This window comes from Stenotrophomonas sp. FR012 (genome assembly GCF_047520565.2).
GTDB lineage: Bacteria > Pseudomonadota > Gammaproteobacteria > Xanthomonadales > Xanthomonadaceae > Stenotrophomonas > Stenotrophomonas sepilia.
On the sequence record NZ_JAXBQL020000006.1, the window covers coordinates 90,747 to 115,200 of the forward strand.

At 66.5% G+C, this 24,454-nt stretch carries 23 protein-coding genes; 13 read left to right on the forward strand and 10 right to left on the reverse strand.

Annotated elements, in window-relative coordinates; all coding sequences use genetic code 11:
* Positions 1-48 precede the first annotated feature (48 nt).
* A complete protein-coding gene (locus ACM0O9_RS11835) occupies positions 49-2,124 on the reverse strand; it encodes a S9 family peptidase (RefSeq protein WP_414603819.1) in 2,076 nt (691 codons plus the stop codon).
* On the opposite strand from ACM0O9_RS11835, the gene ACM0O9_RS11840 reads away from it, so the two are divergent.
* Both ACM0O9_RS11840 and ACM0O9_RS11845 read left to right on the forward strand, forming a co-directional pair.
* Complete coding sequence (locus ACM0O9_RS11840) at positions 2,099-2,167, forward strand: hypothetical protein (protein WP_353088925.1); 69 nt, start codon at positions 2,099-2,101, stop codon at positions 2,165-2,167. The genes ACM0O9_RS11835 and ACM0O9_RS11840 overlap by 26 nt on opposite strands.
* 136 nt (positions 2,168-2,303) lie before the next feature.
* Positions 2,304-3,497, forward strand: coding sequence for a pyridoxal phosphate-dependent aminotransferase (locus ACM0O9_RS11845; RefSeq protein ID WP_164093223.1), 1,194 nt, complete (start codon positions 2,304-2,306; stop codon positions 3,495-3,497).
* Between the two features lie 70 nt (positions 3,498-3,567).
* Here ACM0O9_RS11845 and ACM0O9_RS11850 read toward each other — a convergent pair whose 3' ends face one another.
* Both ACM0O9_RS11850 and ACM0O9_RS11855 read right to left on the reverse strand, forming a co-directional pair.
* Entirely contained in the window at positions 3,568-5,664 is a 2,097-nt protein-coding gene (locus tag ACM0O9_RS11850; RefSeq protein WP_414603820.1) for a prolyl oligopeptidase family serine peptidase, read from the reverse strand.
* A 69-nt stretch (positions 5,665-5,733) separates the two neighbouring features.
* Positions 5,734-6,033 carry a hypothetical protein gene (locus ACM0O9_RS11855; protein WP_065178019.1) on the reverse strand — a complete coding sequence of 100 codons (300 nt, stop codon included), beginning with the start codon at positions 6,031-6,033 and terminating at the stop codon, positions 5,734-5,736.
* 128 nt (positions 6,034-6,161) lie between these two features.
* On the opposite strand from ACM0O9_RS11855, the gene ACM0O9_RS11860 reads away from it, so the two are divergent.
* Positions 6,162-6,761, forward strand: coding sequence for a lipocalin family protein (locus ACM0O9_RS11860; RefSeq protein WP_005419460.1), 600 nt, complete (start codon positions 6,162-6,164; stop codon positions 6,759-6,761).
* Positions 6,762-6,854: 93 nt separating this feature from the next.
* Here ACM0O9_RS11860 and ACM0O9_RS11865 read toward each other — a convergent pair whose 3' ends face one another.
* The 3 genes from ACM0O9_RS11865 to ACM0O9_RS11875 all read right to left on the reverse strand — a co-directional run bounded on the left by ACM0O9_RS11865 (position 6,855) and on the right by ACM0O9_RS11875 (position 9,642).
* On the reverse strand, positions 6,855-7,544 hold the full coding sequence (locus tag ACM0O9_RS11865) for a methionine ABC transporter permease (RefSeq protein ID WP_014038544.1): 690 nt from the start codon (positions 7,542-7,544) through the stop codon (positions 6,855-6,857).
* Positions 7,541-8,548, reverse strand: coding sequence for a methionine ABC transporter ATP-binding protein (locus tag ACM0O9_RS11870; protein ID WP_033834529.1), 1,008 nt, complete (start codon positions 8,546-8,548; stop codon positions 7,541-7,543). The genes ACM0O9_RS11865 and ACM0O9_RS11870 overlap by 4 nt, the downstream gene beginning before the upstream one ends.
* A 197-nt stretch (positions 8,549-8,745) precedes the next feature.
* A complete protein-coding gene (locus tag ACM0O9_RS11875) occupies positions 8,746-9,642 on the reverse strand; it encodes a DMT family transporter (protein WP_005419466.1) in 897 nt (298 codons plus the stop codon).
* A 143-nt stretch (positions 9,643-9,785) separates the two neighbouring features.
* On the opposite strand from ACM0O9_RS11875, the gene ACM0O9_RS11880 reads away from it, so the two are divergent.
* The 3 genes from ACM0O9_RS11880 (at position 9,786) to ACM0O9_RS11890 (ending at position 11,735) form a co-directional block, all read left to right on the forward strand.
* Positions 9,786-10,268, forward strand: a complete 483-nt coding sequence (locus ACM0O9_RS11880; RefSeq protein WP_005419468.1) for a YajQ family cyclic di-GMP-binding protein — start codon at positions 9,786-9,788, stop codon at positions 10,266-10,268.
* A 100-nt stretch (positions 10,269-10,368) separates the two neighbouring features.
* Positions 10,369-10,935 (forward strand): DUF1415 domain-containing protein, encoded by a 567-nt coding sequence (locus ACM0O9_RS11885; RefSeq protein WP_033834530.1) that lies wholly within the window; start codon positions 10,369-10,371, stop codon positions 10,933-10,935.
* Positions 10,932-11,735, forward strand: a complete 804-nt coding sequence (locus tag ACM0O9_RS11890; protein ID WP_414603821.1) for an SDR family oxidoreductase — start codon at positions 10,932-10,934, stop codon at positions 11,733-11,735. Before ACM0O9_RS11885 ends, ACM0O9_RS11890 begins: the two co-directional genes overlap by 4 nt.
* 102 nt (positions 11,736-11,837) lie before the next feature.
* On the opposite strand, the gene ACM0O9_RS11895 is transcribed toward ACM0O9_RS11890, so the two are convergent.
* The gene (locus ACM0O9_RS11895) at positions 11,838-13,868 is read right to left on the reverse strand and encodes a M3 family metallopeptidase (RefSeq protein WP_033835682.1); all 2,031 of its coding nucleotides are present in this window, start codon (positions 13,866-13,868) and stop codon (positions 11,838-11,840) included.
* A 165-nt stretch (positions 13,869-14,033) separates the two neighbouring features.
* On the opposite strand from ACM0O9_RS11895, the gene ACM0O9_RS11900 reads away from it, so the two are divergent.
* A complete protein-coding gene (locus tag ACM0O9_RS11900) occupies positions 14,034-14,438 on the forward strand; it encodes a hypothetical protein (RefSeq protein WP_005419475.1) in 405 nt (134 codons plus the stop codon).
* A gap of 162 nt (positions 14,439-14,600) precedes the next feature.
* Here the strand turns inward: ACM0O9_RS11900 and ACM0O9_RS11905 are convergent, their stop codons facing one another.
* A complete protein-coding gene (locus tag ACM0O9_RS11905; RefSeq protein WP_005419477.1) occupies positions 14,601-15,713 on the reverse strand; it encodes a PLP-dependent cysteine synthase family protein in 1,113 nt (370 codons plus the stop codon).
* Positions 15,714-15,838: 125 nt separating this feature from the next.
* Between ACM0O9_RS11905 and gloA the strand changes: the two genes are divergently transcribed.
* Together gloA and ACM0O9_RS11915 are read left to right on the forward strand one after the other, a co-directional pair.
* Entirely contained in the window at positions 15,839-16,357 is a 519-nt protein-coding gene (gene gloA / locus ACM0O9_RS11910) for a lactoylglutathione lyase (RefSeq protein WP_033834977.1), read from the forward strand.
* Between the two features lie 95 nt (positions 16,358-16,452).
* Complete coding sequence (locus ACM0O9_RS11915) at positions 16,453-16,881, forward strand: VOC family protein (RefSeq protein ID WP_019660719.1); 429 nt, start codon at positions 16,453-16,455, stop codon at positions 16,879-16,881.
* 67 nt (positions 16,882-16,948) lie between these two features.
* On the opposite strand, the gene ACM0O9_RS11920 is transcribed toward ACM0O9_RS11915, so the two are convergent.
* Both ACM0O9_RS11920 and glmS read right to left on the reverse strand, forming a co-directional pair.
* Positions 16,949-17,380 (reverse strand): CBS domain-containing protein, encoded by a 432-nt coding sequence (locus ACM0O9_RS11920; protein ID WP_033834978.1) that lies wholly within the window; start codon positions 17,378-17,380, stop codon positions 16,949-16,951.
* A 447-nt stretch (positions 17,381-17,827) separates the two neighbouring features.
* A complete protein-coding gene (gene glmS / locus ACM0O9_RS11925) occupies positions 17,828-19,666 on the reverse strand; it encodes a glutamine--fructose-6-phosphate transaminase (isomerizing) (RefSeq protein ID WP_033834979.1) in 1,839 nt (612 codons plus the stop codon).
* Positions 19,667-19,869: 203 nt separating this feature from the next.
* Between glmS and ACM0O9_RS11930 the strand changes: the two genes are divergently transcribed.
* Genes ACM0O9_RS11930 through ACM0O9_RS11945 form a run of 4 tightly spaced genes read left to right on the forward strand, consistent with a single transcriptional unit; the run spans position 19,870 to position 24,445 of the window.
* Positions 19,870-21,147, forward strand: a complete 1,278-nt coding sequence (locus ACM0O9_RS11930) for an efflux RND transporter periplasmic adaptor subunit (protein ID WP_005419485.1) — start codon at positions 19,870-19,872, stop codon at positions 21,145-21,147.
* A 28-nt stretch (positions 21,148-21,175) separates the two neighbouring features.
* Positions 21,176-21,898, forward strand: a complete 723-nt coding sequence (locus ACM0O9_RS11935; protein ID WP_005419487.1) for an ABC transporter ATP-binding protein — start codon at positions 21,176-21,178, stop codon at positions 21,896-21,898.
* 10 nt (positions 21,899-21,908) lie between these two features.
* Complete coding sequence (locus ACM0O9_RS11940; RefSeq protein ID WP_414603822.1) at positions 21,909-23,207, forward strand: ABC transporter permease; 1,299 nt, start codon at positions 21,909-21,911, stop codon at positions 23,205-23,207.
* 20 nt (positions 23,208-23,227) lie between these two features.
* A complete protein-coding gene (locus ACM0O9_RS11945; protein WP_005419491.1) occupies positions 23,228-24,445 on the forward strand; it encodes an ABC transporter permease in 1,218 nt (405 codons plus the stop codon).
* Positions 24,446-24,454: the final 9 nt, after the last annotated feature.

Here is a 24,454-nt window from a genome sequence, read left to right on the forward strand (position 1 = left end):
AAGGATAACGGTTCGGGGTGCCCGGCAACGCCCGGCACCCCTTCGCCGTTACGGCTGGGCGATGCCCAGCTGCTGCAGCACGAACGCGTACGACTCGGACAGCTCGCGGTAGCGCTGGAAGCGCCCCGACTTGCCGCCATGGCCGGCTTCCATGTTGGTGCGGAACAGGATCGGGTAGGGGCCGGTGTTGTGATCACGCAGCTTGGCCACCCACTTGGCCGGCTCCCAGTACTGCACCTGCGAATCCCACAGGCCGGTACCCACGAACAGCGCCGGGTACGCCTGCTGCTTCACATTGTCGTAGGGCGAGTAGGACAGCATGTAGTCGTAATACGGCTTCTGCTCCGGGTTGCCCCACTCATCGTATTCGTTGGTGGTCAGCGGAATGGTCGGGTCGAGCATGGTGGTGACCACGTCGACGAACGGGACCTGCGCCACCATCACCCGGTAATCCTGCGGCGCCTGGTTGGCCACCGCGCCCATCAGCAGGCCACCGGCGCTGCCGCCGGACGCAGCGACGCGATCCTTCGCCGCCCAGCCCTGTGCGACCAGGCCGCGGGTGACGTCGATGAAGTCGTTGAAGGTGTTCTGCTTGTGCAGCAGCTTGCCGTTCTCGTACCAGTCGCGGCCCATTTCCTGGCCACCGCGGATATGGGCAATGGCATACACCACGCCGCGGTCGAGCAGGCTCACCGCGGTCTGGTTGAAGTACGGGTCCATCGACATCCCGTAGCTGCCATAGGCGTACTGGAACAGTGCGCCCTTTCCATCCTTCTGGTAGCCCTTGCGGTAGACCAGCGACACCGGCACCTTCACGCCATCGCGCGCGGTGATCCAGACGCGGTCGGTTTCATACTTCGATGCGTCATAGCCGATCACCGGCTGCACCTTCAGCTGGCGACGCTCACCGGTGGCGGTGTTCAGCTCGAATACCGTGGTCGGCGTGGTCATCGAGGTGTACACGTAGCGCAGCCACGGCGTCTCGGCTTCGGTGTTGTCACCCAGGCCCATCGAGTAGGCCGGTTCATCGGCCTTCACGTAGTCGCTGCGGCCGTCCTTGAACAGCAGGCGGATGCGCTCCAGGCCCTCGGAGCGTTCGGCGATGGCGGTATAACCCTCGAACAGCTCGAAGCCTTCGATGAACACCGCCTCGTCGTGCGCGATCCAGTCCTTCCACTGCGCGCGCGAGGTGGCGTCGGTCGGTGCGGTGACCAGCTTGAAGTTCTTCGCGCCATCGTTGGTGCGGATCACCCAGCGGCCATCGTAGTGGTCGGCGTCGTACTCGACGTCACGCTGGCGCGGCGCCAGCACGGCGAAGGTGGTGGGGTCGCTGGCCGGCGCGTAGCGCTCTTCGGAGGACACGGTGCTGTGCACGCCGATGGTGATGAAGCGATCGTCACGGGTGCGGCCGATGCCCATGTAGAAGCTGTCGTCCTTCTCTTCGTAGACGACGGTGTCGGCGCTGGCCGGGGTGCCCAGCACGTGCTTCTTCACGCGCACGGTCAGCAGCGTTTCCGGATCGTTCTCGACGTACAGCACGGTGCGGTTGTCATCGGCCCAGACCAGGTCGCCGGAGCTGCCGGTGATGACGTCGGGCAGCACCTGGCCGGTCCGCAGGTCCTTGAAACGGAGGGTGTACTGGCGGCGGCCGACGTCATCCTCGGCCCATGCCAGCAGCTGGTTGTCCTGGCTCACTTCCATCGCGCCGACGTTGAAGTAGCCCTTGCCGGCGGCCATCGCGTTGACGTCGAGCAGGATTTCCTCGGCGGCCTCCATGCTGCCCTTGCGGCGGGCGTGGATCGGGTAGTCCTGGCCGGTCTCGAAGCGGCTGTAGTACCAGTAGCCGCGCTCACGCGCCGGAACGCTGGAATCGTCCTGCTTGATGCGGCCGACGATCTCCTTGTACAGGGTGTCTTCCAGCGGCTTCAGCGGCGCCAGCAACTGGTCGGCGTAAGCGTTCTCGGCCTGCAGGTAGGCCAGCATGTCCTTGTTCTCGCGCTTGTCGTCGCGCAGCCAGTAATAGTCATCGTTGCGGGTCGCGCCAAACGGCGCCTTGACCACATGCGGGTGCCGGGCGGCATCCGGCGGAACGGGCGGAGTGGCAGCGGTAGCAGTCGTGGTCATCAGGCTGGCAAGCAACAGGCAAAGGGTGGATTTCATGAAGTAAGGCTCCAGGCGCGTCAATGCAATGGTCTTCGGCGGGGTCAGATCCCTTTTCCCGAAAAGGGATCTGACCCCAATCCCTGCAATGCGGCAACCCTGCGGATCGTCATGGGTCATGCCGACCGGCGTACCATGCGGGCATGAGTACCCTGCCCCACACGCCGGGCTTCAGCCGGCGCAGCCATGAAATCGCCCCGTTCCACGTGATGTCCCTGCTGGCGCGCGCGCAGGCGCTGGAACAGGCCGGCCACGATGTGATCCACCTGGAAATCGGCGAACCGGATTTCACCACCGCCGAGCCCGTCGTCCGTGCCGGCCAGGCCGCGCTGGCCGCCGGCCACACCCGCTACACCGCCGCACGCGGCCTGCCAGCGCTGCGGCAGGCGATCAGCGGCTTCTATCGCAGCCACTACGGTCTGGACATCGATCCCGAACGCATCCTGGTCACCCCGGGCGGTTCCGGTGCACTGCTGCTGGCCAGCAGCCTGCTGGTCGATCCCGGCCGCCATTGGCTGCTGGCCGACCCCGGCTATCCCTGCAACCGCCACTTCCTGCGCCTGGTGGAAGGCGGCGCACAACTGGTCCCGGTCGGGCCGGGGACCGCCTACCAGCTGACGCCATCACTGGTCGAACGGCACTGGAATGCCGACAGCGTCGGTGCGCTGGTTGCCTCACCGGCCAACCCCACCGGCACCGTGCTGTCCGCAGGCGAGCTGGCGGCGTTGTCGACGTCACTGCATGCGCGCGGCGGCCACCTGGTGGTGGACGAGATCTACCATGGCCTGACTTATGGCCTGGATGCCCCCAGCGTGCTGCAGGTGGATGACAGCGCTTTCGTGCTGAACAGCTTTTCCAAGTACTTTGGCATGACCGGCTGGCGGCTGGGCTGGCTGGTGGCGCCGCCGTCCGCAGTACCGGATCTGGAGAAGCTGGCGCAGAACCTGTACATCAGCGCCTCGAGCATCGCCCAGCACGCCGCGCTCGCCTGCTTCAGCGAGGAATCCATGGCGATCTTCGAGCAGCGCCGCGACGCGTTCCGCCAGCGTCGCGACTTCCTGCTGCCGGCACTGCGTGAGCTGGGCTTCCGTATCGAAGTCGAGCCACAGGGCGCGTTCTACCTGTACGCCGACGTCAGTGCATTCACCGACGACGCGCAGGCATTCTGCGCGCATTTCCTGGAAACCGAGCACGTGGCGTTCACCCCGGGCCTGGATTTCGGCTTCCATCGTGCCAACCAGCACGTGCGCCTGGCCTATACCCAGGAGGTACCGCGATTGCAGGAGGCGGTGGCGCGGATTGCGCGCGGATTGAAGCGTTGGCAGGGATCACGTTGACGGTAGTGCCGGCCGCTGGCCCTACCGGATAAGGAAAAACGCCGCCCTGGGGCGGCGTTTTCCGTTCTGCTTACTTGCCGCCCAACCGCTCCCACAGGAAGCTGTAGGCCAGTGCCGACATGTGCGCGGCCTGCGCGTTGTTGGCGGCGCCGCCGTGACCCCCTTCGATGTTCTCGTAGTAGGTCACGTCCTTGCCGGCGTCGATCATCTTCGCCGCCATCTTGCGGGCATGGCCCGGGTGCACGCGGTCGTCGCGGGTCGAGGTGGTGAACAGCACCGGCGGGTAGTTCTTCTTCGCGTTGAACAGGTGGTACGGCGAGAAGGTCTTGATGAACTCCCAGTCACTGGTATCCGGGTTGCCGTACTCGGCCATCCACGAGGCACCCGCCAACAGGTGGCTGTAGCGCTTCATGTCCAGCAACGGCACCTGCACCACCACCGCACCGAACAGCTCCGGGTACTGGGTCAGCATGTTGCCGGTCAGCAGGCCACCGTTGCTGCCGCCCTGCACGCCCAGGTGCTTGGCGCTGGTGATCTTGCGCTTGACCAGGTCCCGCGCCACCGCGGCCATGTCTTCGTAGGCCTTGTGGCGGTTCTGCTTCAGCGCCGCCTGGTGCCAGCGCGGGCCGTACTCGCCGCCACCACGGATGTTGGCCACCACGTACACGCCGCCCTTCTCCAGCCAGGCGCGCCCCATGCCACCGGAATAGCTCGGGGTCAGCGAGATCTCGAAGCCACCGTAGCCGTACAGCAGCGTCGGATTGGAGCCATCGAGCTTCATCGCCCTGTCGTGCACCACGAAGTACGGCACGCGGGTGCCGTCCTTGCTGGTGGCGAAGTGCTGCTCGATCACCTTGCCCTTGGCGTCGAAGAAGGCCGGCATGGTCTTCAGTGTTTCCGGGGCCTGGCCGATCTCGGCCAGCGCCAGCGTGGTCGGGGTCAGGTAGTCGGTGGCGGTCAGCCACACCGCGTCGCTGTCATTGCTGTCCACTGCAGCCACGCCCAGCGTGCCGAAGGCAGGTGCGCCGACGAAGCGGCTGGTCTGCCAGCCGTTGGCGCCCGGGGTCAGCGCCGACAGGCGGTTCTTGACGTCGTCCAGCACGTTCAGCACCAGGTGGCTCCTGGTCCAGGTGGCGCTGGCCAGCGAGGTGGTCGCGGTCGGGGTGAACAGCACCTCGAAGTCGCGCTTGCCGGCCAGGAAGTCGTCCAGCTTCGTCGCCAGCAGCGAACCGGACGCATAGGTCTTGCCGCCCACGGTCCACGGATCGCGCAGCTCCAGGGTCAGCCACTGCTTGTGCAGGCCCTTCTCGGCCGAGTTCGGCGCGTCGATCTTGGTCAGCGTGCCGTCGTCGCCACGCAGGTAGAGCTCGTTGTTGTAGAACGCCAGCGTGCGGCTGACCAGGTTGCGCTCGAAGCCCGGGGTGTCATCGTGCATCGCCGCGATGTACATGTCTTCCGGCTTGCCTTCGTACACCGTCGTGGCCGAGGCCATCGGCGTGCCGCGCTTCCACAGCTTGGCCACGCGCGGATAGCCGGACGTGGTCATCGTGCCGGCACCGAAGTCGGTGTAGACGAACACGGTGTCGCGATCGACCCAGTTGAGGCCCCCCTTCGACTCCGGGCGGAAGAAGCCGTCCTTGATCCAGGTCTTGTTGGCCAGGTCGAACTCGCGGGTGACGTCGGCGTCGGCGCCGCCGCGCGACAGCGCGATCAGGCAACGGCTGTAATCCGGGCGCAGGCAATCGGCACCGTGCCAGACCCAGTTCTCACCCTCGGCCTTGTTCAGTGCATCCAGGTCCAGCACGGTCTCCCACTGCGGCGACTCCTTGCGGTACTCGGCCAGGGTGGTGCGCCGCCACAGGCCGCGCTCGTGCTGCTGGTCCTTCCAGAAGTTGTAGTAGTAGTCGCCGATCTTCTGCACGCCCGGAATCTTGGCATCGGAGTCGAGCACCTCGCGGATGCGGGTCTCCATCTGCTTGAAGGCCGGGGTCTGCGCCAGGCGCGCCTCGGACTTGGCATTCTGTTCCTTGACCCAGGACAGCGGCTTGTCGCCGGTGACGTCCTCCAGCCAGGCGTAGCGGTCTGTATCCTCAGCGGCCACGGCGGTCCCCACCGAGGCAGCGGTCATCATGCCGGCCAACAGGCAGGCGGAAGCGAGTCGTGACATTGCAGCTCCAGGCAGTCATAAGCCGTGGAACGCTAGCACGGAATGCCGCGGCCTCCCCCGTGTCGAAGGTCAGGCCGTGGCCGCCGGGCCGCGCCGGCGACGCGCCTGTCCACCGGTACGCCGCACCTTCGGCAGCCCCGACAGGCGCGGCAGCGGGAAGCGCAGCAGCGCCCACCAGGCCGCGAGCGGCATGCCGATCAGCCACATCGGCAGCCAGCCCAACCACGCGCTGCTGCCACGTGCCGCTGGCCAGACCAGTACCAGCGCCAGTCCGGCCAGCGCCAGTTGCCGCACGCCACGCAGCAGGCGCGGGTCGGCGCGTTCGATGATGCGTTCAGTTGCAGGGCGACGGACGGAACGTGTGTTCATGGGCCTTCTCCGGTAGACAATGCAACACAGCTTGGGCAAGCCCCTTCTCACAGATTGCGACACCATTGACGGATCGCGCACGCTCAGTCGACCATGCTCAGGCAAAGCCCTCCTGAGCCCGCTCCCGCATGACTTCGATCCGCCCGCTCTGCGCCGTGTTGCTGGCCCTGTCCCTGGCGGGCCCCGCCATGGCGGTCGGTGAGCCGCCATCACCCCGTGCCAGCGTCCCGCGCGCCGATCCGGATGCCCCGATCGACCTCAAGCGCTTCATGGGCACCTGGTACGTGATCGGCCGCGTGCCGAACTTCATCGAACGCGGGCACGTCGCCAGCGTCAACGAGTACGAGTTGCGCGACGAGCACAAGGTCGGCATCACCTACCGCTACCGCGACGGCTTCGGCGAACCCCTGCAGGAGATCCGTGCACGCGCCAGCGTCGACCCGGACAGCGGCAACCACGGCTGGCGCACCTGGTTCTACCGCGTGGTGCCGACCCACTCCCGGGTGCTGGACGTCGCCCCGGATTATTCGTGGGCACTGATCGGCTACCCGGGCCGTGAGATGGCCTGGATCTTCTCGCGCACGCCGGACATGGACAAAGCGCTGTACAAGGAGCTGGCCGAGCGCCTGCGCGACGAGTACGGCGTGAACACCGACAAGCTCAAGCGCGTGCCGCAGCATCCGGAACAGGTCGGCAAGCTGGGCTACGAAGTACCGAACGCGCGTTGACCGCACGTGGAATTGCCGGCCAGCGGCCGGCACTACCGTTTCCAGGCAATGGGGTAGAGCCGGCCGCTGGCCGGCTACCAGCAGGCGTAGCGGTTACTTGCGGCTGTAATGCGCGACCAGGCGGTCGCCGAGCATCTGCAGCAGCTGCACCAGGACCAGCAGCAGGACCACGGTGACCAGGGCCACGTCGGTGTGCGAACGCTGGTAGCCGTCGCGGAACGCCAGATCGCCCAGGCCGCCGGAACCGATGGCGCCGCCCATCGCGGTGAAACCGATCAGCGCGACGGTGGTCACCGTCGCGCCGGCGATCAGGCCCGGGCGCGCTTCCGGCAGCAACACGCGGGTAACCAGCTGCCAGGTAGTGGCGCCCATTGCCTGGGTAGCTTCGATCACGCCGCGGTCAACCTCGCGCAACGCGGTCTCGACCAGGCGCGCATAGAACGGTGCGGCACCAATAACCAGCGGCACGATCGCACCACGCACGCCCAGCGACGTCCCCATCAGGAACAGGGTGACCGGAATCAGCACGATCATCAGAATGATGAAAGGCACTGAACGCAGCAGGTTCACCACCAGCGCCAGCACGCCATAGGCGAACGGCCGGCGCTTCATCTGCGGTGCGCCGAACAGGTACAGCAGCACACCCAGCGGCAGGCCGATGGCCAGGGTCAGCGGCAGCGAACCGAGCAGCATCAGCAGGGTGTCGATGGTGGCCTGGCCGATGTCGGCCCACTTGCCCGCATCCAGGTGGCGGAAGAAGCCTCCGGCAGTAGCGATGATCATCGACGCAGTTCCTCAACATGCACGCCGGCGGCCACGAACGCGGCCTGCGCGGCGGACTGGTCGCCGCCCACCAGGGCGACCACCAGCTGGCCATACGGGGTGTCCTTGATCCGGTCGATGCGGCCGGACAGGATGTTGTAGTCGACCCCGGTCTGCCGCGCGACACTGCCGAGCAGGGGTTCGTAGGTGTCGCCACCGAGGAAGGTCAGGCGCACGATACGGCCGCCAACGGCATCGAAATCACGGTGCAGCGCCCCCTCGTCCACATGCTCCGACTCACTGACGAAACGGCGGGTGGTCGGATGCTGCGGGTGCAGGAACACCCGGGTGACCGGACCGGTTTCGACCATCTGGCCGGCATCGAGCACCGCAACGCGGTCGCAGACACGGCGGATCACGTCCATCTCGTGGGTGATCAGCACAATGGTCAGGCCGAGCTCGCGATTGATCTTTGACAGCAGCGACAGCACCGAAGCGGTGGTCTGCGGATCGAGCGCACTGGTGGCCTCGTCGCACAGCAGGATCTGTGGACGGGTCGCCAGCGCGCGGGCGATACCGACGCGCTGCTTCTGGCCACCGGACAGCTGCGCCGGATACTTCTGCGCATGCGCTTCCAGGCCCACGGTCTGCAGCAGCTCGGCCACGCGCGCGTCGATTTCCGTCTTCGGCGTGCCGGCCAGTTCCAGCGGGAAGGCGACATTGCCCGCCACCGTGCGCGACGACAGCAGGTTGAAGTGCTGGAAGATCATGCCGATGCGCCGACGCAGCGCGCGCAGGCCGTCCGCGTCCAGCGCGGTGACATCCTCACCACCGATCAGCAGCCGGCCACCGCTGGGTTCTTCCAGGCGGTTGATCATGCGGATCAGGGTCGACTTGCCGGCGCCGGAATGGCCGATGATGCCGAAAACCTCACCGGCCTCGATGGTCAGGTCCAACGGTTGCAGCGCGCTGATCTCGCGGCCGGCAACGGCATAGGATTTGTGCAGGCGCTGGAACTCGATCACGGGCGTGGCTCACCGGCTGGGTGACGGAAGGGGGCGTGCAGCCTACCAGCGCAGGCGGTCGCGCGCCCGCGCCATGGGCCAGAATGTTATTCCTTTTGGTTCTAACGTACCTGCTCCGGCGCGGGTTCCGGGGTCGGATCCCCGCAGGGGGTCGGATCCCCGCAGGGGCTCTGACCCCGCTTCCCGGCCAAACCGGTTCAGGGATGATCCAGCGGCTTCGGTGGTTCCTGCCGGTTGACCCGCTCGCGGTGCAGCAGGTAAAGCCCCGAAGCCACGATGATCGCCGCGCCCACCCAGGTATAGCCATCGGGCAGCTGGCCCCAGAAGGCCAGGTCCCAACCGATCACCCAGACCAGCCCGCTGTACTCCAACGGCGCGATCATCGAGGCCTCGCCCAGCTGGAAGGCCCTGGTCAGGGCGATCTGGCCCAGCGCCCCGGCCAGGCCCATGCCACCGATCAGCGGCGCATGTGCCAGCTGCAGCGGCACCCAGCCGGGTAGGGCCAGCAGGCCGGCACCGATGGCCATGATCACCAGGAACCAGACCACCATCGACTGCGAGGTATCGGTGCGGGTCAGCAGGCTGACCGTGATCGCCGCAATGGCATAGGCGGTGGCCGCGGCCAGCACCATCAGCCCCGGCACCGAGATGAAGCCATCGACGCCCGGCCGCAGCACCACCAGCACGCCGACCAGGCCAATCCCGATGGCGACCCAGCGCCGTGGCCCGACCCGCTCGCCCAGCAGCGGCACCGACAATGCGGCGATCAGCAGCGGGGCCACGAAATAGATGGTGTAGGCAGTGGACAACGGCAGGTCGCGCAGGGCGAACACGAAGCAGCCGATCATCGCCATGCCCAGCGCACCACGCAGCAGGTGCAGCCCCCAGCGGCGCGGCACCAGCGAACGCGGCCCGGCGCTGGCCAGCACCCAGACCAGCACGAACGGCAACGAGGCCGCGCCGCGCAGGAAGGTTACTTCCAGGGTGGGGTAGCTGGCCGACAGCTGCTTCATGCCAGCATCCATCAGCGAGAAGCAGGCGACCGCAGCGACCATCCAGGCCACCGCGCGAGAGGGGGAGCGTTGCACGTTCATGGCCCATTATCGCCCGGTCGTCGCATTCTGTAGAGCTCGGCCGCTCTTCAAAAAGCAGCCGAGCGTGGGCTCGGTTCTACAAACGGCGGGCATGGGGCCCTCGCGATAGAATGGCTGCCACTGAATCCTGCGGAGCATCGCCCATGCCTTCCTTCGACGTCGTGTCCGAAGTCGACACCCACGAACTGACCAACGCCATCGACCAGGCCAACCGCGAACTGGCCACCCGCTTCGATTTCAAGGGCGTGGATGCCAAGTTCGAACGCGATGGCGATGTGATCAACCAGTTCGCGCCGACCGAATTCCAGCTCAAGCAGATGAACGACATCCTGCGTGCACGCCTGGCCGCGCGCGGCATCGATGTGCTCAGCCTGGAGTTCGGCGACATCGAGACCAACCTGGCCCAGGCCCGGCAGAAGATCACCGTCAAGCAGGGCATCGAGCAGAAGATCGCCAAGAAGATCGCCGCTGCGCTGAAGGAAGCCAAGCTGAAGGTTGAAAGCCAGATCAATGGCGACAAGCTGCGCGTGCAGGGCAAGAAGCGCGACGACCTGCAGGACGCCATCGCCGTGCTCAAGGCCGGCAAGTTCGAGTTGCCGCTGCAGTTCAACAATTTCCGCGATTGATCTGGCCGCCGGGCATGGCCCGGCGCCGGCACCTGCGGTACGACGGCGCGTTGCAAGCGACGAGCCTACAATGTCCGCCCCGCCAGCCGACGTGCCCGCCATGACCGACGCCCAACTGCCCACCGAGGACCCGATCGCCGCCACCCGCCTGTGGCTGGAACGCATCGTCATCGGCCTGAACCTGTGCCCGTTCGCCAAGGCGGTCTACGTGAAGGACCAGGTCCGCATCGTGCTCAGCGATGCGACCACGACGGAAGCCCTGGTTGAGCAGCTGGCCGAGGAACTGGTCCTGCTGCGTGATACGCCGGCCGAGCAGATCGATACCACGCTGATCGTGCATCCGCAGGTGCTGACCGATTTCCTCGACTACAACGACTTCCTCGACAACGCCGACGCGGCGATCGAGGCGCTGGACCTGCAGGGCATCCTGCAGGTGGCCAGCTTCCATCCGGATTACCAGTTCGAGGGCGTGGCTGCCGACGACGCCAGCAACTACACCAACCGCGCGCCCTTCCCCACCCTGCACCTGCTGCGCGAAGACAGCGTGGCGCGCGCGGTGGACGTCTATCCGGATCCGGATGTGATCGTCGAGCGCAACATCCAGACCCTGGACCGCATCGGCGTGGACGGCTGGCATCGCCGCCTGCGTGGCGAAGACCTGTCGTGAGCACGGTACCGCCGATTGCCGCTTGGCCGGCCGCGCCGCTGTCGGGCAAGGTGGTGCTGGTCACCGGCGGTGCCAACGGCATCGGCCGTGGCATCGCGCAGGCCGTGCTCGGCGCCGGTGGCCGCGTGCTGATCGGCGACCTCGACATGGAGGCCGGCGAGGCGTGCCTGGCGGAATGGCAGCGTGGTGAGGATGCCGTGTTCCAGCGCCTGGATATCACCGACGAAGCCAGCGTGCGCGCCTTCATCGCCGTGGCCCTGCAGCGTTTCGGCCGCATCGACGGGCTGGTCAACAACGCGGGAATTGCCAGCCCGCACGGCACGCTGCTGCAGGACATGGACTGGGACGAGTGGCAGCGCCGGCTGTCTTCGCTGCACGGCGCGTTCCTGTGCAGCAAGCATGCGTTGCCGGCGCTGACCGCCAGCGCCGCCGGTGCGATCATCAACATCGCCTCGACCCGCGCCTGGCAATCCGAAGCACACAGCGAAGCCTATGCCGCAGCCAAGGGCGGGCTGGTGGGCTTCACCCATGCGCTGGCGATCAGCAGCGGCCCGGCGGTGCGGGTGAACAGCATCAGTCCCGGCTGGATCGGCACCTGCGAGTGGCAGGCACCCTCACGGCGACACGCACCGGAGTATTCGGCCACCGACCATGCGCAACACCCGGTCGGCCGCGTCGGCCAGCCGGAGGACATCGGTGCGTTGGCCGTATACCTGCTGTCATCACTGTCCGGTTTCAGTACCGGCCAGGATTTCATCGTCGACGGCGGCATGACCCGGAAGATGATCTACACCGAATGACCCGCCACCGGTAGTGCCGGCCGCTGGCCGGCATTCCGGTAGATCCACGCCATGCGTGGATGGCGGTGAAGTGCCAACCGGGGTTGGCACCTACCCGACGTCTTACGCCATGCCCGAGTGGCGCAGCAGCGCATCGATCTGCGGAGCACGGCCGCGGAAGGCCTTGAAGTTGTCCGCCGCCGGGCGGCTGCCACCGCGCGACAGGATCTCATCACGGAAGCGTGCACCGGTTTCAGCCAGTGCCTGCGGCGCTTCCTCGAAAGCGGCATAGGCGTCGGCGCTGAGTACCTCGGCCCACTTGTAGCTGTAGTAACCCGCGGCGTAACCGCCCGCAAAGATGTGGCTGAACTGGTGCGGGAAGCGGTTCCAGGCCGGCGGGTGGTTCACCGCCACTTCCGCGCGCACGCGGTCCAACAGTGCCAGCACGCTGTCCTGCGCTGGTTCGAACTGGCTGTGCAGCAGCATGTCGAACAGGCCGAACTCCAGCTGGCGGACGGTGGCCATGCCGCTGTGGAAGTTGCGCGCGGCCAGCATGCGCTCGTACAGCGCGCGCGGCAGCGGCTCGCCGCTGTCCACGTGCGCGGTCATCGCCTGCAAGTGATCCCATTCCCAGCAGAAGTTCTCCATGAACTGGCTGGGCAGCTCCACCGCATCCCATTCCACGCCGTTGATGCCGGCGACGCCCAGTTCGCCGATGCGGGTCAGCAGCTGGTGCAGGCCGTGGCCCATCTCATGGAACAGCGTGGTCACTTCGTTGTGGCTGAAGGTGGCCGGCTTGCCGTTGGCACCGCGGCCGAAGTTGCACACCAGGTAGACCAGCGGCGTCTGCACGCTGCCGTCGGTGCGCACGCGACGGTTGCGGCAATCATCCATCCACGCCCCGCCGCGCTTGCCCTCGCGGGCGTACAGGTCCAGGTAGAACTGGCCAACCAGCGCACCCTGCGCATCGACCAACCGGAAGAAGCGCACATCCTCGTGCCACACCGGCGCGCTGTCCTCCTGCACGCGCAGGCCGTACAGCTGCTCGATCACCGAGAACAGGCCGCCCAGTACCTTCGGCTCGGTGAAATACTGCTTCACCTCCTGCTCGGAATAGCTGTAACGCGCCTGCTTCAGGCGGTCGGCGGCGAAGGCCAGGTCCCAGGCCTGCAGGCTGTCGATGCCGAGCTGTTCGCGCGCGAACTGCTCCAGCTCGGCGCGGTCCCTGGCGGCGAACGGCTTGGCGCGCGCGGCCAGGTCACGCAGGAAACCGAGCACTTCGGCCGGGTCCTGCGCCATCTTGGTCGCCACCGAGTAATGGCCGTACGAATCGAAGCCGAGCAACGCAGCCAGTTCGGCGCGCAGGGCAAGGATGCGGTCGATGTTGCCGCTGTTGTCCAGTGCGTCATCGCCGAATTCGGACGCACGCTGGGCGCTGGCGCGGTACAGGATCTCGCGAAGGTCGCGGTCCTCGCCCCAGGTCTGCACCGGCAGGTAGCACGGCATCTGCAGGGTCAGTTTCCAGCCGGCCTTGCCGTCCTTCTGTGCTGCGGCATGCGCGGCGGCCTTCACGTCTTCCGGCAGGCCCTTCAGCCGCGCTTCGTCTTCGATGATCAGCGACCAGGCATCGGTAGCGTCGAGCACGTTCTGCGAGAACTTCGCCGACAGCGCCGACAGTTCTTCCTTGATCGCAGCAAAACGCTGCTGCGCCTCGGGCGCCAGCTCGGCGCCGCCCAGGCGGAAGTCGCGCAGGGTGTTGTCCAGCACCTTGCGCTGGGCTTCATCGAAATGCGCCGCCTCCGGGCTGGCGGCCAGCGCCTGGTACTGGCGGTAAAGCGCCAGGTTCTGCCCCAGCACACTGGCGAAGCGGGTCACCCGCGGCAGGTTGCTGTTGTAGGCCTCGCGCAGCTCCGGGGTGTTGACCACGCCCTGCAGGTGGCCGACCAGGCCCCAGGCGCGCCACAGGCGCTCGGTGGCATCGTCCAGCGGGGTCACGAAGGTCTGCCAGGTGACCGGCTGCACCTGCTCGGCTGCGCTGACGGCGGCTTCGGCCTCGGCCAGCAGCACATCCAGCGCCGGCGCCACGTGCTCGGGGCGGATCGCCTCGAAGCGCGGCAGGCCGGAAAAATCGAGCAGGGGGTTGGCAACGGTCACGGCAGGTCTCCAGAGTACGGGCCCGGCAGGCGGGCAGCCCGGTAGATATGGCGCTGCCAGGCATCGCTGACAAGGGGGCACGGTATTCACATCGGCCTTACGCGCGCCCCCCGAAGCTCTGGGTGCGGGGGAGTCCGCAGCGGCACGTACCGAACGAGGCCCCACATGGAAGGTCTGGCTGCAGTTGCATCCGCCTCACCGGCGCGGTCGCTGGCACTGTCTGCCAGCGCGGCCGAACTGGCCTGGATCGCCGCGCTGTGCGATGCCGGCGACGACGCCCCGCGCCACCTGCAGCAGTTGCAGGCGGTGCTGCAGCAGGGCGGCACGTTCAATGAAAGCCAGGAGTGGTACCCGTTCGAAGTAGTCGAGCGCGGCGCCAGCCAGCTGCAGCTGGGCCATGAGCGCGAGTTCGTGATCTGCGTGTTGCTGTGGTTGCAGGCATTGGCCCAGGGCCGCGCCAGCATCCTGGATCCCACCCTGCACCTGGATGACCGTGCGATGGACATCGAGGCGTTGCCCGATGCACTGCGCGACGCGGTGCTCGACGCCTTCACCGCGGCGGGATATTGAGACGCCCCGGCGACCGGGTAGAGTCGACTTTCGCGCGCAGCGCGGGATTTTCGCGACCTGAACGTAGAGCAGTCGACTAACAGTCGACTCTACCAATCGACGCACGCCTCTGCGGTGCCCCCCTGGCATCGCCGGCATGGCCCGGCGAGAGCGTCGTCCATGCTACAGCGCTTCCAGGCTGCACCACGGCAGCTCGGGCAACCCCTGCCCGGCCACCGCCGCGGCCAGCTGTGCATCGGCGCCGTCGACATCGATGCCCTGGCGCAGGTACCACGCCGGGTCGTAATAGCTCTGCGCGTAGCGTTCGCCGCTGTCGCACAGGATGCTGACGATGCTGCCCTGGTGGCCCGCCTCGCGCATCCATTGCGCGGCCTGCAGCACGCCGATGAAGTTGGTGCCGGTGGAGCCACCGACGCGGCGGCCGAGCTGGCGGCTGACATGGCGCATCGCGGCCAGGCTCAGCGCGTCGGGTACCTTGACCATCGCATCGACGCTGGTCGGGATGAAGCTCGGCTCCACCCGTGGCCGGCCGATGCCCTCCACGCGCGAACCACCACTGCAGGTCAGGTCGCGCCAGTCCTGTCCACCGGCCACAGCGGCCCGGTAGCCGTCGAAGAACACCGACACTTCCGGGTCCGCGCACAGGATGCGGGTATCGTGGCGGCGGTAGCTGACATAGCGGCCCAGGGTGGCGGCGGTACCGCCGGTGCCGGGGCTGCACACGATCCATTCCGGAACCGGGCTGGGCTCTTCGGCCATCTGCTTGAAGATGGACTCGGCGATGTTGTTGTTGGCACGCCAGTCGGTCGCGCGCTCAGCGTAGGTGAACTGGTCCATGAAGTGGCCACCGGTTTCACGGGCCAGCTTTTCCGAATCACAGTTGAGGTCGCAGGCACGTTCGACCAGGTGGCAGCGGCCGCCCTGGAACTCGATCGCGGCGATCTTTTCAGGCGAGGTGGTGGCCGGGATCACTGCAATGAACGGCAGGCCCAGCAGGCGCGCGAAATAGGCTTCGGACACCGCCGTCGAGCCGCTGGACGCTTCGATCACCGGTCGCCCTTCGCGCAGCCAGCCATTGGCCAGCGCATACAGGAACAGCGAGCGCGCCAGCCGGTGCTTGAGGCTGCCGGTGGGATGGCTCGACTCATCCTTCAGGTACACATCGATGCCCTCGAACCCGGGCAGCGCCAGCGGGATCAGGTGGGTATCGGCGGAGCGGTTGAAATCGGCTTCAATCTTGCGGATGGCGGCGGCCACCCATTCACGCTGCGACATGGCGGGCAATCGTTGTCAGGACGGAACGGTGCGATCCGGCCATTGTACGTCGCGGTACCGTCAGGTGCTGGCCGGTAGAATGCCCCCATCCGGCCGGCAACGGCCCTGTCTGAAGGACCTCCCCCATGACCATTCCCGCCCTGCGCGATGTCCCCGGCGTCGCCGCCCAGGCCCCGGCCGAAACCACCGGCTTCGTGTTCAACCACACCATGCTGCGGGTGAAGGACATCACCGCCTCGCTGGACTTCTACACCCGCGTGCTCGGCTACCAGCTGATCGACAAGCGCGACTTTCCCGAAGCCCAGTTCAGCCTGTACTTCCTGGCCTACGTCCCAGCTGGCGTGGCGGTTCCGGAAGATGACAGCCAGCGCCGCCTGTGGATGGCCGGCCTGCCGGGCGTGCTGGAACTGACCCACAACCACGGCACCGAGAGCCAGGACGGCGCGGTCTACCACGACGGCAACAGCGACCCGCGCGGCTTCGGCCACATCTGCGTGTCGGTGCCGGACATCGAGGCGGCCTGCCAGCGCTTCGAGGACCTCGGGGTAACCTTCCAGAAGCGCCTGACCGACGGCCGCATGAAGAACCTGGCCTTCATCAAGGACCCGGACGGCTACTGGGTCGAGATCATCGCCAACGTCTGACCCCGAAAAGGGGACGAAGGGGATTAAGCCGTTTCTGGCACTATTGTGCTGGAAGCGACTTAATCCCCTCCGTCCCCTTTTTCTGTGAGGTTCGTATGGAAACGATGGAACTGCACCGTGGCCGCCTGATCGACCACATCCAGCTGGTGGTGCGTGACCTGGCCGCCAGCCGCCGCTTCTACCAGGCAGTGTTCGATACGATCGGCATCCCACTGGGCGGCGAAGGGCCAGACTTCTTCTGGGCCGACGAGCTGTTCATTTCCAGCGCCAGCAGCCGTGCCGCCGCCGGCCAGTTGACCGGCCGCCACCATCTCGCCTTCCAGGCGCGCGACAGCGCAACTGTTGATGCCTTCCACACTGCCGCGATCGCCGCCGGCGGTACCGACAATGGCGCGCCAGGCGAACGCCCCTACCACCCGGGCTACTACGGCGCCTTCGTGCTCGACCCCGATGGCAACAACATCGAAGTGGTCTATCACGGGCCGGCGAACTACAGCGCCGATTCGGTGAAGGTCACTTTCTGATATCACCGGCGCCGTGAATGAAGAAGCCGGGCAATGCCCGGCTTCTCTGCTTCCAGCGCTGCGGCCCTCAGTGGGCGGCCATGTAGATGTCCTGCAGCACGGCCTTTTCCAGTTCCAGCTCGCCCAGCAGGTTCTTCACGATATCGCCCAGGCTGAGGATGCCGACCAGGCGGGTGCCTTCAGTGACCATCAGGTGACGGCGCCGCGAGTACGTCATCAATGACATGGCCTGTTTCAGCGTGGCGTCCGGCGCAATGCCCTCCAGACCGGTGGACGGCAGGCTGGAAATCACCCGGCGGCCGGCCTGCGGGCCGTCGTCGGCCAGGGTGCGCACGATGTCCTTCTCGGAAATGATGCCGACCGGGGCATCGTCCTTCATCACCACCAGCGCAGCGATCCTGTTCGCGCTCATCTTGTGGGCGGCGGCACCGATCGTGTCTTCGGCATCGATGGTGATGACAGCTTCTTTCTTGGATTGCAGGAGTTCGCGGACGTTCATTCTTGTTTCCTGGTGCAGGTCACTGAAGTCAAAAAAGTGTGCTCTTCCGATACGCCCCCTCCCAGGGAACAGACCTTTCAGCGCACGTCTGGCGCACCCGTCTGCCGCTTGGAATCACTCGGCAGACGATGTGCTGCAACGCGAACGAGGCGGGTTCAATCGCTCAACCCTAACCTCGGCCAGATCGATTCTACGACTGCGACCCTCGGTCACTACCGGCATCGATAGGACAGTTCGTCGTGGGAACCAACTGACGATCCAGAGAATGGCACCGTGGCTGAAACCGCCGCTGAATACAGGCGGCTTCGCGCATTAAAGAATGATTGCCTGCTGCCGACGACGGACAGAACGCCCGGAGGCTGTCCCACTTCGTACTGCGTCCGGCACAAACGAAAGGGGCCTCGCAGGCCCCTTTCGCATGCAGCATCCCACAGCTCCGGGAATGCCTTACTCCACCGTCACGCTCTTGGCCAGGTTGCGCGGCTTGTCCACGTCGGTGCCGCGTGCCAGCGCGGTGTGGTAGGCCAGCAGCTGCACCGGGATGGTGTGCACGATCGGGCTGAGCACGCCGGCATGGCGCGGCGTGCGGATCACATGTACGCCTTCGGACGCGTTGAAGTTGCTGTCCTGGTCGGCGAACACGAACAGCTCGCCACCACGCGCACGCACTTCCTGCATGTTCGACTTCACCTTCTCCAGCAGGCTGTCGTTCGGCGCGATCACCACCACCGGCATGTCCTCGTCCACCAGCGCCAGCGGACCATGCTTCAGCTCACCGGCCGGGTAGGCCTCGGCGTGGATGTAGGAGATTTCCTTGAGCTTGAGCGCGCCTTCCAGCGCGATCGGGTAATGCAGGCCGCGGCCCAGGAACAATGCGCTGCTCTTGCGCGCGAAACGCTCGGCCCAGGCGGCGATCTGTGGCTCCATGTTCAGGGCGTGCTGCACGCTGCCCGGCAGGAAGCGCAGCTGCTCCAGGTAGTCCGCTTCCTGCGCCGCGTCGATGCGGCCATGCAGCTTGCCCAGCACCACGGTCAGCTGGAACAGTGCGGCCAGCTGGGTGGTGAAGGCCTTGGTCGAGGCCACGCCGATCTCGGCGCCGGCGCGGGTGTAGCAGACCAGTTCGCTGGCGCGCGGGATCGCACTTTCCGGCACGTTGCAGATCGACAGCGTGTGCTGGTGGCCCAACGATTTGGCGTACTTCAGCGCTTCCATCGTATCCAGCGTTTCGCCGGACTGCGAGATGGTCACGATCAGATGCTTGGGGTTCGCGTAGGCCGCGCGATAGCGGTACTCGCTGGCGATCTCCACGCTGCACGGCAGGCCGGCGATGGCTTCGATCCAGTAGCGCGCGGTCAGGCCGGCGTAGTAGCTGGTTCCGCAGGCGATGATCTGCACGCCTTCGATGCCCGACAGCACCGCTTCGGCGTTCTTGCCGAACAGCTCGGCCGGGAAACCACCGGCATCGATCACCGCCTCGATGGTGTCGCCCAGCGCGCGCGGCTGCTCGTGGATTTCCTTCTGCATGAAGTGGCGGTACGGGCCCAGCTCCAGCGATGCCAGCGACACGTCGGACAGGTGCACGTCGCGCTCGACCGGCTGGTCGTGCTCATCGAAAATGCGCACGCCGTCGCGACGGATCTCAGCGGTGTCGCCCTCTTCCAGGAAGATCACCTTGCGCGTGGCCGAGATCACGGCCGAGACGTCGGAGGCGACGAAGTTCTCTCCCTCGCCCAGGCCGACCAGCAGCGGGCAGCCCATGCGCGCGCAGACGAAGCGCTCCGGCTCGGCGCGGCTGACCACGGCCAGCGCGTAGGCACCGGTCAGCTCCTTCACCGTGTGCTGCAGCGCCACCAGCAGGTCGTCGCCGCCCTTCAGATGATGGTGGATCAGGTGCGCGATGACCTCGGTGTCGGTCTGCGATTCAAACGTGTAGCCCAGCGCGCGCAGCTTCTCGCGCTGCTCTTCGTGGTTCTCGATGATGCCGTTGTGCACCAGCGCCACACCGTGGCTGATGTGCGGATGTGCATTGGCCTCGGTGACACCGCCGTGGGTGGCCCAGCGGGTGTGGCCGATGCCCAGCACCGCATTGAAGCCCTCGGCCTCGGCCGCCGTGGCCATTTCCGACACTCGACCGGTACGACGGACGCGACGGACTTCGGGGCGCTCGGCGTGGTCGATCACTGCGATGCCCGAGGAGTCGTAACCACGGTACTCGAGCCGCTTCAGGCCTTCGATCAGTACCGGCACCACATCGCGATCAGCGATTGCACCCACGATTCCACACATGTCACGCGATTCCTTGGAGACGATCGGCGCATTCTAGCCCGCCTGCCTGGCTTCCCCCTCCTGTCCGCTTAATGAAAGTGTCCGGAAAGGTGTCCGCGGACACCCGGACACTCCCCCGAAATCCCCAACCCCTTGACCTGAAAGGAAATAAGGTTGGCACGCTACGTGCTTGGTATTGGCTACCACCGTCAGGCACGCACCCGATGATCCGCGACACTTCCGCACAGGACCAGATCGTTTCCTCCGCCCCGGCCGGCACCACCCGCGCCAGCTGGCACCGCTACCGCTGGCCGGCGCTGGGCGCCATTGCGCTGCTCGCCGGCATCGGCTGGGCGGTCCATGCCTGGTCCAATGCCAGCCGCTCCTTCGACAGCAGCCGCGTGCGCATCGCCGAGGTGAAGCGGGGCGACCTGGTCCGTGACATCGCTGCCGACGGCCGCGTGATCGCCGCCAACAGCCCGATCCTGTACGCGATCTCGGCCGGTACCGTGGACCTGAAGGTCGTCGCCGGTGACGTGGTCAAGAAGGGCCAGGAGCTGGCGATCATCGACAGCCCGGAACTGCGCAGCAAGCTGGCCCAGGAACAGGCAACGCTGGCCGGCCTGGAAGCCGAGGCCAGCCGCGCCGCGCTGGACGCGACCCTGGCCCGTGCCAAGTCACGCAAGGAAACCGACCAGGCCACCATCGAACGCCAGGCCGCCGACCGCGACCTGCAGCGCTACCAGCGCGGCTACGACGGCGGTGCGGTGCCGCAGATCGACCTGGCCAAGGCGAAGGACTCGCTGAAGAAGGCCGACATCACCCTGGCCAACGCCACCACCGACGCGCGCCTGCAGAGCCAGGGCGCCGACCTGGATGCCCGCAACAAGCGCCTGCTGGCCGACCGCCAGAAGGCCGTGGTGGCCGAAGTGCAACGCCAGGTCGATGCACTGACCCTGCGCGCCCCGTTCGATGGCCAGGTCGGCCAGGTCCAGGCGGTGCAGTCCACCAACCTGGCCGCCAACGCGCCGGTGCTGGGCGTGGTCGACCTGTCCAAGTTCGAGGTCGAGATCAAGGTGCCGGAGAGCTTCGCCCGCGACCTGGCGATCGGCATGCCGGCCCAGCTGACCGGCGGCAACGGCCAGCCGTTCCCGGGCGAGATCAGCGCGGTGTCGCCGGAGGTGGTCAACGGCGAGGTCAATGCCCGCGTGCGTTTCGCCAGCGCGCAGCCGGAAGGCCTGCGCCAGAGCCAACGGATGTCGGTGCGCGTGCTGCTCGATACCCGCAAGAACGTGCTGAAGGTCGAGCGCGGCCCGTTCGTCGAACAGGGCAACGGCATGGCCTACGTGATGGATGGCCGCACCGCCGTGCGCCGCCCGGTGGAACTGGGCGTCAGCAGCCTGGGCGAAGTGGAAATCAAGTCGGGTGTGCAGCCGGGCGACCGCATCGTGGTCTCCGGCAGCGACCTGTTCAAGGACGCCGAACGCGTCTCCGTCAACTGATACCTGAATCCTGGAGAGAGGACACCCCATGTACATGCTCGAAATGCGTTCGGTCGCCAAGGTCTTCCGCACCGAACAGGTGGAAACCCACGCGTTGCGCTCCCTGGAACTGCAGGTCAAGGAAGGCGAGTTCGTCGCCGTCACCGGTCCGTCCGGTTCCGGCAAGACCACCTTCCTCAACATCGCCGGCCTGCTGGAAACCTTCACCAGCGGTACCTACATGCTGGACGGGCAGGATGTGAGCACGCTGGGCGATGACGCCCGCAGCCGCCTGCGCAACCAGAAGATCGGCTTCATCTTCCAGGGCTTCAACCTGATCCCCGACCTCAACCTGTTCGACAACGTCGACGTGCCGCTGCGCTATCGGAAGATGAGCGCCAACGAACGCCGCGAACGCATCGAGAAGGCGCTGACCCAGGTCGGCCTGGGCTCGCGCATGAAGCACTACCCGAACGAGCTGTCCGGCGGTCAGCAGCAGCGTGCGGCGATCGCGCGTGCACTGGCCGGCAGCCCGCGCCTGCTGCTGGCCGACGAACCGACCGGCAACCTGGATACGCAGATGGCGCGTGGCGTGATGGAACTGCTGGAGGAGATCAATGCCGCCGGCACCACCATCGTAATGGTCACCCACGACCCGGAACTGGCCGCGCGTGCGCAGCGCAACGTGCACATCGTCGACGGCCAGGTCACCGACCTGGTGCGCGAGCCGGTGCTGGCCACGCCGCGCCACATCGTCGCCGTCAACGAGTGAGGGCATTCCCATGTTCGCCTACTACGCCCGATTGGCGGTACGCAGTTTCCGCCGCAACAAGGTCCTGACTGCGCTGATGGTGGTAGCCATCGCCCTCGGCATCGGTGCCTCGATGACCACCCTGACCGTGTTCCACGTGCTGTCCGGCGACCCGATCCCCGGCAAGAGTGACCGGCTGTTCTATGTGCAGCTCGATGCCGCGACCGGCGCCTATGTCGCGGGCGAGGAGCCGGAAACACAGTTGACCCGCTTCGACGGTGAAGCCCTGCTGCGCGAAGCCAAGGGCGAGCGCCAGGCGCTGATGAGCGGCGGCGGCGGCACCATCGAACCGGACAACAGCACCCTCAAGCCCTTCAGCATCGACACCCGCTGGACCTCGGCCGATTTCTTCCCGATGTTCGAGGTGCCCATGCAGTACGGCCGCCCGTGGACGCGCGAGGACGACGAAGGCCGCGCACGCGTGGTGGTCATCTCCAAGGCGCTCAACGACAAGCTTTACCAGGGCGCCAACAGCGTAGGCCGCGACCTGCGCATGGAAGGCCAGAGCTACCGCATCGTCGGCGTGATGAAGGAGTGGAGCTCGGAGCCGCACTTCTACGACCTGACCACCGGCAGCTACGGCAAGAACGAGGACCTGCTGCTGCCGATTTCCACGTCCTTCGACCTGAAACTGGGCAGCAACGGCAACATGAACTGCTTCGGCGAAAATCCCGACGGCAACAGCTACTCGCTCAATGCGCCGTGCGCGTGGCTGCAGTACTGGGTGGAGATGGACCCGGCCAAGGCCGCCGACTACCGCCGCTACCTGGAGAACTATTCGAGCCAGCAGCGCCAGGCCGGCCGCTTCAAGCACCCGCCGAACGTGCGCCTGCGCACCGTGATGGAATGGCTGGACTTCAACGGCGCGGTGCCCAGCGATGTGCGCCTGCAGCTGTGGCTGGCACTGGGTTTCCTGGGGGTCTGCCTGGTCAACACGGTGGGCCTGCTGCTGGCCAAGTTCCTGCGCCGCAGTGGTGAGATCGGCGTGCGCCGCGCACTCGGTGCCAGCCGTGGCCAGATCTTCCTGCAGTGCCTGGTGGAAGCCGGCGCGGTCGGCGTGGTCGGGGGCGTGCTGGGCATCGGCCTGGCCCTGCTGGGCCTGTTCGCGGTGCGCCAGCAACCGGTGGAGTACGCAAAGCTGGCCCACCTGGACGGCAACATGCTGCTGCTTGCGCTGGGCTTGACCCTGTTCGCCAGCCTTGCCGCCGGTTTCCTGCCTGCCTGGCGCGCCATGCAGGTCACTCCGGCCATCCAGCTCAAGTCGCAGTAAGCACCCGAACGAGGACTCCCATGGACATCCGCCCCATCCTCAGCACGCTGCGCCGGCACAAGACTGCCGCTGCCCTGATCGTGCTGGAAGTCGCACTGACCTGCGCCATCGTCTGCAACGCGCTGTTCCTGGTCAGCCAGCGCGTGGAGAAGATCAGCATGCCCAGCGGCATCGCCGAGAACGAACTGGTGATGCTCCGCGTCAGCGGCATCGGCAAGCAGACCGATGCCATGGCCCGCACCCGTGAGGACCTGGCGTCATTGCGTGCGCTTCCCGGCGTCAGCAACGTCACCATCATCAACCAGGTGCCTTTCCGCAACGGCTCGTCCAGCAGCAGCATCTCGCGGGAGATCGACCAGGAACGGCCGACCACCAACGCCTCGATGTACACCCTGTCCGAGAACGGGCTGGCCACGATGGGCATCAACCTGATCGCCGGCCGCGATTTCCTGCCCGGCGAGTACCAGAACTTCGAAGACGCCAGCAAGGGGGGCGCCAAGGAAAACGCCATCCCGGTCATCCTCACCCAGGCCACCGCCGCCAAGATGGAACCCAACGGCAGCGCGCTGGGCAAGACCTACTACATGGGCAAGCAGCCGCTGCATGTGGTCGGCATCGTCGACACGCTGAGCACGCCCAACGGCTGGAATGACAACTGGACGAACTCCATGCTGCTGCCCATGCGGCGCACCTTCGACGAGGGTGGCACCTATGTGCTGCGCACTTCGCCGGAACGCCGCCAGGAGGTGCTTGATGCGGGGGCTGCTGTACTGGAGCGCAATGACCCCAACCGGCTGATGCGCGACAAGCTGACCTATGAAGACCAGCGCAAGGACTTCTTCAAGAACGACCGCGCGATGGTTGGCCTGCTGATCACCGTCAGCGTCTCGCTGCTGGTGGTGACCGCACTGGGCATCATCGGCCTGGCCAGCTTCTGGGTGCAGCAGCGCAGCAAGCAGATCGGCATCCGCCGCGCACTCGGTGCCACCCGCGGCCAGATCCTGCGCTACTTCCAGACCGAGAACTTCCTGCTGGCCTCGCTGGGCATCGTGCTGGGCATGCTGGCAGCCTACGCGATCAACCTGGCACTGATGAACCTCTACGAGCTGCCACGCATGCCCCTGTACTACCTGCCGCTGGGCGCGCTTCTGCTGTGGGTGCTGGGCCAGATCGCGGTGTTCGGGCCGGCCCGGCGCGCGGCAGCGGTCCCGCCCGCAGTCGCCACGCGGGGCGCGTGAGGTGCGTGC

Bases quoted from the DNA above. Each gene is read 5' to 3' on its own strand.
- ACM0O9_RS11835 (WP_414603819.1), bottom strand. From the start codon at position 2,124: ATGACCACGACTGCTACCGCTGCCACTCCGCCCGTTCCGCCGGATGCC.
- ACM0O9_RS11845 (WP_164093223.1), top strand. From the start codon at position 2,304: ATGAGTACCCTGCCCCACACGCCGGGCTTCAGCCGGCGCAGCCATGAA.
- ACM0O9_RS11850 (WP_414603820.1), bottom strand. From the start codon at position 5,664: ATGTCACGACTCGCTTCCGCCTGCCTGTTGGCCGGCATGATGACCGCT.
- ACM0O9_RS11855 (WP_065178019.1), bottom strand. From the start codon at position 6,033: ATGAACACACGTTCCGTCCGTCGCCCTGCAACTGAACGCATCATCGAA.
- ACM0O9_RS11860 (WP_005419460.1), top strand. From the start codon at position 6,162: ATGACTTCGATCCGCCCGCTCTGCGCCGTGTTGCTGGCCCTGTCCCTG.
- ACM0O9_RS11865 (WP_014038544.1), bottom strand. From the start codon at position 7,544: ATGATCATCGCTACTGCCGGAGGCTTCTTCCGCCACCTGGATGCGGGC.
- ACM0O9_RS11875 (WP_005419466.1), bottom strand. From the start codon at position 9,642: ATGAACGTGCAACGCTCCCCCTCTCGCGCGGTGGCCTGGATGGTCGCT.
- ACM0O9_RS11880 (WP_005419468.1), top strand. From the start codon at position 9,786: ATGCCTTCCTTCGACGTCGTGTCCGAAGTCGACACCCACGAACTGACC.
- ACM0O9_RS11885 (WP_033834530.1), top strand. From the start codon at position 10,369: ATGACCGACGCCCAACTGCCCACCGAGGACCCGATCGCCGCCACCCGC.
- ACM0O9_RS11900 (WP_005419475.1), top strand. From the start codon at position 14,034: ATGGAAGGTCTGGCTGCAGTTGCATCCGCCTCACCGGCGCGGTCGCTG.
- ACM0O9_RS11905 (WP_005419477.1), bottom strand. From the start codon at position 15,713: ATGTCGCAGCGTGAATGGGTGGCCGCCGCCATCCGCAAGATTGAAGCC.
- gloA (WP_033834977.1), top strand. From the start codon at position 15,839: ATGACCATTCCCGCCCTGCGCGATGTCCCCGGCGTCGCCGCCCAGGCC.
- ACM0O9_RS11915 (WP_019660719.1), top strand. From the start codon at position 16,453: ATGGAAACGATGGAACTGCACCGTGGCCGCCTGATCGACCACATCCAG.
- ACM0O9_RS11920 (WP_033834978.1), bottom strand. From the start codon at position 17,380: ATGAACGTCCGCGAACTCCTGCAATCCAAGAAAGAAGCTGTCATCACC.
- glmS (WP_033834979.1), bottom strand. From the start codon at position 19,666: ATGTGTGGAATCGTGGGTGCAATCGCTGATCGCGATGTGGTGCCGGTA.
- ACM0O9_RS11930 (WP_005419485.1), top strand. From the start codon at position 19,870: ATGATCCGCGACACTTCCGCACAGGACCAGATCGTTTCCTCCGCCCCG.
- ACM0O9_RS11935 (WP_005419487.1), top strand. From the start codon at position 21,176: ATGTACATGCTCGAAATGCGTTCGGTCGCCAAGGTCTTCCGCACCGAA.
- ACM0O9_RS11940 (WP_414603822.1), top strand. From the start codon at position 21,909: ATGTTCGCCTACTACGCCCGATTGGCGGTACGCAGTTTCCGCCGCAAC.
- ACM0O9_RS11945 (WP_005419491.1), top strand. From the start codon at position 23,228: ATGGACATCCGCCCCATCCTCAGCACGCTGCGCCGGCACAAGACTGCC.